The 7,062-nt window shown below is 70.0% G+C and carries 7 protein-coding genes; 3 read left to right on the top strand and 4 right to left on the bottom strand.

The features are described 5' to 3' along the window. Nucleotides 1-63 precede the first annotated feature (63 nt). Complete coding sequence (locus ACFVYA_RS48970) at nucleotides 64-978, bottom strand: DMT family transporter (protein ID WP_387055410.1); 915 nt, start codon at nucleotides 976-978, stop codon at nucleotides 64-66. A gap of 82 nt (nucleotides 979-1,060) precedes the next feature. On the opposite strand from ACFVYA_RS48970, the gene ACFVYA_RS48965 reads away from it, so the two are divergent. Beyond that, nucleotides 1,061-2,020 (top strand): GlxA family transcriptional regulator, encoded by a 960-nt coding sequence (locus tag ACFVYA_RS48965; protein WP_387055408.1) that lies wholly within the window; start codon nucleotides 1,061-1,063, stop codon nucleotides 2,018-2,020. A 73-nt stretch (nucleotides 2,021-2,093) separates the two neighbouring features. Here ACFVYA_RS48965 and ACFVYA_RS48960 read toward each other — a convergent pair whose 3' ends face one another. Both ACFVYA_RS48960 and ACFVYA_RS48955 read right to left on the bottom strand, forming a co-directional pair. Further along, on the bottom strand, nucleotides 2,094-2,513 hold the full coding sequence (locus tag ACFVYA_RS48960; RefSeq protein ID WP_285989453.1) for a cytochrome c oxidase subunit 4: 420 nt from the start codon (nucleotides 2,511-2,513) through the stop codon (nucleotides 2,094-2,096). A 32-nt stretch (nucleotides 2,514-2,545) separates the two neighbouring features. Continuing rightward, nucleotides 2,546-3,490: a cytochrome c oxidase subunit II gene (locus tag ACFVYA_RS48955; protein WP_285989452.1), complete on the bottom strand. Its 945-nt coding sequence runs from the start codon at nucleotides 3,488-3,490 to the stop codon at nucleotides 2,546-2,548. Nucleotides 3,491-3,676: 186 nt separating this feature from the next. On the opposite strand from ACFVYA_RS48955, the gene asnB reads away from it, so the two are divergent. Then, on the top strand, nucleotides 3,677-5,611 hold the full coding sequence (asnB, locus tag ACFVYA_RS48950; protein ID WP_387055405.1) for an asparagine synthase (glutamine-hydrolyzing): 1,935 nt from the start codon (nucleotides 3,677-3,679) through the stop codon (nucleotides 5,609-5,611). A 54-nt stretch (nucleotides 5,612-5,665) separates the two neighbouring features. Here asnB and ACFVYA_RS48945 read toward each other — a convergent pair whose 3' ends face one another. Further along, nucleotides 5,666-6,658 (bottom strand): carbohydrate kinase family protein, encoded by a 993-nt coding sequence (locus ACFVYA_RS48945; protein WP_285989450.1) that lies wholly within the window; start codon nucleotides 6,656-6,658, stop codon nucleotides 5,666-5,668. A 148-nt stretch (nucleotides 6,659-6,806) separates the two neighbouring features. Here ACFVYA_RS48945 and ACFVYA_RS48940 point away from each other — a divergent pair, with 148 nt between their 5' ends. After that, the gene (locus tag ACFVYA_RS48940) at nucleotides 6,807-6,977 is read left to right on the top strand and encodes a hypothetical protein (RefSeq protein WP_285989449.1); all 171 of its coding nucleotides are present in this window, start codon (nucleotides 6,807-6,809) and stop codon (nucleotides 6,975-6,977) included. Nucleotides 6,978-7,062 lie beyond the last annotated feature (85 nt).

The raw sequence follows: 7,062 nt of genomic DNA, 5'->3' as shown, positions 1-7,062 counted from the left end.
TTCCGGCCCCGATCACGTGGGTTACGTTCCCAATCACGTGGGTTACGTCCCTGATCACGTGGGTTACGTTGCCGAGCACGACTGGCGGGCCGGTTCTCGGTGGTTTTCCGGGGCGGGGCGGTGGCTGCGCTGGGGTGCCAGCGCGGCCGCTAGGACCGCGAGCATGCCCAGTGCCTCCGGCCAGCTGGGCCGGTGGCCGTAGAAGGCGATGTCGACCAGGACCGCGACCACCGGGTAGACGTAGGACAGCAGCGCCACCGTCGTGGTCGGCAGCTTGCCGATGCTCGCGTAGATCAGCACGTACATCAGGGCCGTGTGCACCGTGCCCAGCAGCACCAGCCAGAGCAGCCCCGACGTCGTCGACGGCAGCGGCGTGATCAGCAGCGCGGGTGCCAGCACCAGCGCGCCCACGGTCGTCTGCACGGCGGCCAGGAGGTGCGGGCGGATGTGCTTCAGCTGCTTCGCGATGAAGGACGCGCCGGCGTAGAGGAACGCCGCGCCGAGGGCCAGGGCGATCCCGGCGAGCTGGACGGGCTTGCCGTCCTCGCCGTGGGCGGACAGCGAGATCACGGCCACCCCGCCGAACGCGATCCCGGCCCGGGCCAGGTGGCTCTTGGCGACCTTCTCACCGAGGAAGGCCGCCGCCAGGCCGACCAGGACCAGCGGCTGGGTGTGGTAGACGACCGTGCTGACCGAGATCGAGGACAGCGCGTACGAGGCGAACAGCAGCACCCAGTTGCCGACCAGGAACAGCCCGCCCAGCACGGCGAGGCCGAGGTCACGGCGCGACGGCCGCCACGCCTGCAGCCAGCCGCGGGAGAGGCACCAGAGCACGAGCAGGGCGCCGCCGACGAAGCAGCGGGCGAAGGCCACGGCGGGGGCGGCCGCGCCGCTCTCGAGGACGACGGCGCCGATCGTGCCCGACATCGCCATCGCCGCGGACCACTGGAGCAGCGGGCGGGTTTCCGAATTCGTCATGCGCCCAGGTTCGCCGTCCGCAAGCCGGGCAACCAGTGTCAGAGATGACAACGACCGCAAAACTTGTGACACACTGGCCGTCATGGACGTCAACCGGGTCGCCGTGGTGCTCGCCGACCGCGTTTCGCCGTTCGAACTGGGCGTCGCGTGCGAGGTGTTCGGCACCGACCGCAGCGCCGACGGCATCGAGGGCTGGGACTTCGGCGTCTGCTCCCCCGGCGGCTCCCCGGTCGAGAGCTGGTCCGGGTTCGAGCTGTCCCGCCTGCGGGACATGGACTTCGCGGCGTCGGCGGACCTGCTGATCGTGCCGACGTGCGCGCCACGGACCGCGCCGCCCCCCGAACCGGTGCTGGACGTCCTGCGCGACGCGGTCGGGCGGGGCGCGTGGGTGGCGGGGTTCTGCGCGGGGGTGTTCTCCCTGGGGTACGCGGGCTTGCTCGACGGCCGCCGCTGCACGGTCCACTGGGTGTACGAAGCGGAGTTCCGGCAGCGGTTCCCGGCCGCCGAGGTGGATCCGCAGGCGCTCTACGCCGACGACGGCGGCATCCTGACCAGCGCGGGCACGGTCGCGGCGGTCGACCTGTGCCTGCACCTGGTCCGCCGGCTGCGCGGTGTCGCCGCGGCCACGACGCTGGCCCGGCGGATGGTGGCGGCGCCGCACCGCGTGGGTGGCCAGGCACAGTTCGTCCAGGCACCCGTCCCGGCGACGGCGGCGGGCGACGACGCCGTGGTCGCGGAGGCCCTGGAGTGGGTGGAGCGGCGGCTGGACCAGCCGTTCACGGTGGCGGAACTGGCCCGCCGCAGCGGCTTGGGCGAGCGGACGTTCCTGCGCCGCTTCTCCGCGGCGACGGGCACCACCCCGCACCGCTGGCTCACCGAACGGCGGCTGGACCGCGCCCAGGCCCTGCTGGAGGAGGGCGGCCGGTCGGTGGAGGACATCGCGGCGGCGTGCGGTTACGCGTCGGCGGCGGCCCTGCGGCACCAGTTCAGCCGCCTGCGCGGGACGAGCCCGTCGTCCTACCGGACGGCGTTCCGCGGCTGACTCGCCCGCGCCCGCCCGGAAACGAAACCGGCCGCCACGCCGGGAGCGTGACGGCCGGTTCGCGAAGTGGAACTCAGTCGTGCGACGGACCCGTGTGGTACTCGAACACCAGGCCACCGATCGTGATGAGCAGCGCGACCAGCGCGATGACGAGCAGCCAGATGTGGAAGAACGCCAGCGCCACGGCACCGAGCGCCGCGGTGGCCGCCATGCCGATCGGCCAGTAGCTGCCCGGGCTGAAGAAGCCCAGCTCGCCCGCGCCGTCGCTGATTTCGGCGTCCTCGCGGTCCTCGGGGCGCGGTTCGATGCGGCGGGCGACGAACTGCATGTAGCTGCCGGCCAGAAACGCGAGGCCACCGGTGAGGAACAGCGCGACGATGCCCACCGGCTCGGCACCGTGGGTCGCGGCCAGCGCGGTCCACACCCAGTAGACCGCCGCCATGAACACGGCGAAGAACGCCACGATGAAGAAGATGCGGGCTTCGACCTTCATGGGTCTGTCCTACTCCTGTTGTCGCTCTGGCGTCAGTTGGACGCGGTCCGCGCCGTGCGGTCGGTGTTGAACGGCTGGGTGGTCACCGCGTGCGGGGTGCACAGCTCGCCGCAGTTCATCTTCGCCAGCGCTTCGGCCGCGGTGAACGTCTGGCCCGTCGCCGGGTTCACCTGCTTGCGCAGCGAGATGTACTGGTCGAACTTGTCCGCCGTCAGCGCGCGGACCTCGAAGTTCATCACCGAGTGGTAGGTGCCGCACAGTTCCGCGCACCGGCCGACGAAGGAGCCTTCGCGGTCGATCTTGTTCTGGAAGGAACTGTCCTGGTTGTTCTTCTCCGGGTTCGGGAAGACGTCCCGCTTGAAGTGGAACTCCGGCACCCAGAAGGAGTGGATGACGTCGGTGGAGACCAGGTCGTACTGGATGGTCTTGCCGACCGGGAGCACCAGCAGCGGGATCTCGCCGGACGAGCCGACCGTGCTGACCTGGCCGCTGCCGTCGGGCTTCGCCGCGTTGGCGTCCTCGTACTTGAACTCCCAGTTCCACTGGAACGCCACGACCTGGACCTTGACGTCCGGGTTGGGGATCTTGTCGAGGACCTTCGACTCCGTGGTCGCGGTGAAGAAGAACAGGACGCAGACCATGATCGTCGGGACGACGACCGTGAACAGCTCCAGCGGGATGTTGTACTGGAACTGCCGGGGCAGCTCCTCCGGCTCGCCGTCGGCGGTCTTCTTCTTGCGGTGGAACGTCGCGGTCCAGAAGATCAGGCCCCACACGATGACCCCGACGACCAGCGCGGCCACCACGGCCCAGGTCCAGAGCGTGCGCATCTCGTTCGCCTGCTGCGTAACGCCGACCGGCCAGCCGAACCGCAGGATCTCGTCGCCGGAGCAGCCCGTCGCGGTCAGCGCGACCAGCACGGCCAGCGCGGCGACCCGCACGGTCCGCTTCCCCAGGGTGCGCTCGGGTTGTCCCACTGCGCCTCGCCCTTTCACCCAGAGCCTCCTACGACCGATCTTCGTGACTGGTGCGGAGCCTAGCCGAGTTGGCGCGCTCCGCTGACCAAGGGGTAACCATCGACGCGCGTGGTACTCGCCACGGCGGCCCCGGCATACTGGGCACCTTCCCAGCCCGAAGAAGACCCTAAAGGTGTGTGAGTACCCGTGTGCGGCCTGCTTGGACTGATCTGCGCGACCGAGACCGGCGCGGCGAACGCGCGTGACGCCGTCGGTGCGGCCATGCGCTGCCAGCGCCACCGCGGCCCGGACGAGCAGGACACCTGGGCCGACGCCGAGGTCGTCTACGGCTTCAACCGGCTCGCCTTCATCGACGTCGAGCACGCGCACCAGCCGCTGGTCTGGGGCCCGCCCGAGGCGCCGGGCCGCTACACCATGAACTTCAACGGGGAGATCTACAACTACCTGGAGCTGCGGGCGGAGCTCGCCGAGAAGCACGGCGCGAAGTTCGAGACCGAGGGTGACGGCGAGGCGATCGTCGTCGGCTTCCACTACCTCGGCGCCGACTGGGTGAAGCGCCTGCGCGGGATGTTCGCCTTCATGATCTGGGACTCCCAGGAGAAGCGGGTCTTCGGCGCGCGCGACCCGTTCGGGATCAAGCCGCTGTTCTACTCGGCCGGTCCCGGCGGGGTGGCGTTCTCCAGCGAGAAGAAGAGCCTCCTGGAGCTGTCGGACGTCCTCGGCGTCGCGCAGGAACTGGACCGGAAGGCCCTGCAGCACTACCTGGTGCTGCAGTACGTGCCCGAGCCCGAGTCGCTGCACACCGCGATCCGCCGCGTCGAGTCCGGCACCTCGTTCGAGGTCGTGCCCGGCGGTGAGGTGAAGTTCACCCGCTACTTCCACCCGCAGTTCAGCGCGAAGCCGGTGAACTCGCCCGCCGAGGCCGAGGAGCTGTACCAGCGCATCGCCGATGTGATGCGCGACTCGGTCGGCAAGCACATGATCTCCGACCCGGACGTCACCGTCGGCGCGTTCCTGTCCGGCGGCATCGACTCCACGGCCACCGCCACGCTGGCCAAGGAGCACAACCCGAACCTGATCGCGTTCACCACCGGCTTCGAGCGCGAGGGCTACTCCGAGGTCGACGTCGCCGCCGAGTCGGCCGCCGCGATCGGCGTGAAGCACGTGGTCCGGACGGTGACGGCGGACGAGATGATGGAGGTGCTGCCGCTCATCGTCTGGTACCTCGACGACCCGGTGGCCGACCCGGCGCTGGTCCCGCTGTGGTTCATCGCCCGCGAGGCCCGCAAGCACGTCAAAGCGGTGCTGTCCGGCGAGGGCGCGGACGAGCTGTTCGGCGGCTACACGATCTACAACGAGCCGATTTCGCTGGCGCCGTTCGAGAAGATCCCCGGCGGCATGCGCAAGCTCATCGGCAAGGTCTCGACCAAGATCCCCGAGGGCACCCGCGGCAAGGACCTGTTGCGCCGCGGCGCGCTCCCGCTGGAGGACCGCTACTACGGCAACGCCCGCAACTTCCGCGACGACCAGCTGCGCAACGTGTTGAAGACGTACCAGGAAGGCGTCGGCTTCAAGGACGTCACGGCGCCCTGGTACGACGTCTCGCGCGGCTGGGACCCGGTGGCCCGCATGCAGCACGTCGACCTCTACACGTGGCTGCGCGGCGACATCCTGGTCAAGGCCGACAAGGTGACGATGGCGAACTCGCTGGAACTGCGGGTGCCGTTCCTCGACGCCGAGGTGTTCAAGGTCGCCGCGTCGATCCCGCTGGACCAGAAGCTCGCCCACGGGACGACGAAGTACGCCCTGCGCCAGGCGCTGGCGAAGATCATCCCGGCGCACGTGCTCAACCGCCGCAAGCTCGGCTTCCCGGTCCCGATCCGGCTGTGGCTGCGCAACGAGATGTACGACTGGGCTCGCGGGATCATCAGTGATTCGCGCACCGAGGAGCTGCTGGACAAGAAGGCGATCCTGGCGCTGCTGGAGGAGCACAAGGCGGGCCAGCTGGACCGCAGCCGCCAGCTGTGGGCGCTGATCGTGTTCATGCTGTGGCACGGGATCTTCGTCGAGCACCGGATCAAGCCCGGGATCCCGGAGCCGGTGTACCCGGTCAAGCTCTGACGCACGGCGAAGGCCCCGCACCGATCCGGTGCGGGGCCTTCGTCACACCCGGGGTCAGGCCGCGGGCAAGACCGCCGAGATCTCCTCCGCCGCGTCCGGGCCGAAGGCTTCGCCGATGCGGGCCAAGGCCTCCGCGCGGTCGAACGTCCACTCCTGCGTGCCGACCGTCTCCAGGACCAGCACCGCGATCAGCGACCCCAGCTGGGCCGCGCGCTCCACGTTCAGGCCGCCGTCGAGGCCGGCCAGGAAGCCCGCGCGGAAGCCGTCGCCGACGCCGGTCGGGTCGGCCTTGGTGCGCTCGGGGACCGCGCCGATCTGCAGGGCGACGCCGTCCTTGCCGACGATCTCGACGCCCTTCTCCCCCAGCGTCGTGATCCGCACGCCGACCTGGTCGAGGACGTCGGCCTCGGTCCAGCCGGTCTTCTGGAGCAGCAGCTCCCACTCGTAGTCGTTGCTGAACAGGTACTTCGCGCCGGCGACGAACGCGCGCGCCTGCTCACCGGTCATCCGGGCCAGCTGCTGCGACGGGTCGACCGCGAAGGCGTAACCGCGCTGCCGGCACTCCTCGGCGTGGCGGATCATGCCCTCCGGGTCGTCCGGGCTGATCAGCACCAGGCTCAGCGCGCCGGTGCGCTCGGCGATCGGCTGCAGCTCGATGTTGCGGGACTCCGCCATCGCGCCGGCGTAGAACGTCGCGATCTGGCAGAGGTCCTCATCGGTGGTGCAGACGAACCGCGCGGTGTGCGCGACCTCGGACACGTGCACGCCCGAGGTGTCCACCCCGTGCCGCTCCAGCCAGGAGCGGTAGTCGGCGAAGTCGGCGCCGACGGCACCCACGAGGACCGGCTGGACGCCGAGCACCCCCAGGCCGAAGGCGATGTTCGCACCGATGCCGCCGCGCCGGACCACCAGGTCGTCGGCGAGGAAGCTCAGCGAGACGCGGTGCAGCTGCTCGGCGACCAGCTGCTCGGCGAACCTGCCCGGGAAATGCATGAGGTGGTCGGTCGCGATACTGCCGGACACCGCGATCCTGGCCCTGTCTGCCACCGGCTGCTCCTTCGTGTTCGACCTCACGGCAAAAGGCGCGAAGTTACCCCTGGGTCATGACCCATCCGGGTAGTTCGCGCGTGCCCAGCCGACACTACCGGCTGGTACTCCTTCTCCAGTCGAATGCGGATCAATAGCGTTACGAATCGTGAACGCCGTCACCGAACCCGAAACCCTGTCCGAGCTGATCGCCGACTGCGCGCTCATCCCGGCGACGTTGCAGGCCGAGAGCCTGCCGCTGCCCCGCGTCACGGCCAAGCCGTGGGAGGTCGACGAGGCGTGCCACGCCCAGGTGGCCGAGCTCGACGCGTACGTGTAGCCCCCAGCCGACGAGAAAGGCCCCGCCCCCCCCCGGGGGACGGGGCCTTTCTCGCGATTCGCCCTCTTGCGGACGACTCAGTGGC

It is taken from the genome of Amycolatopsis sp. NPDC058278 (assembly GCF_042881395.1).
GTDB lineage: Bacteria > Actinomycetota > Actinomycetes > Mycobacteriales > Pseudonocardiaceae > Amycolatopsis.
Note: the sequence above shows the minus strand (reverse complement) of the source record. Positions and strands in the feature narration are given on the sequence as shown.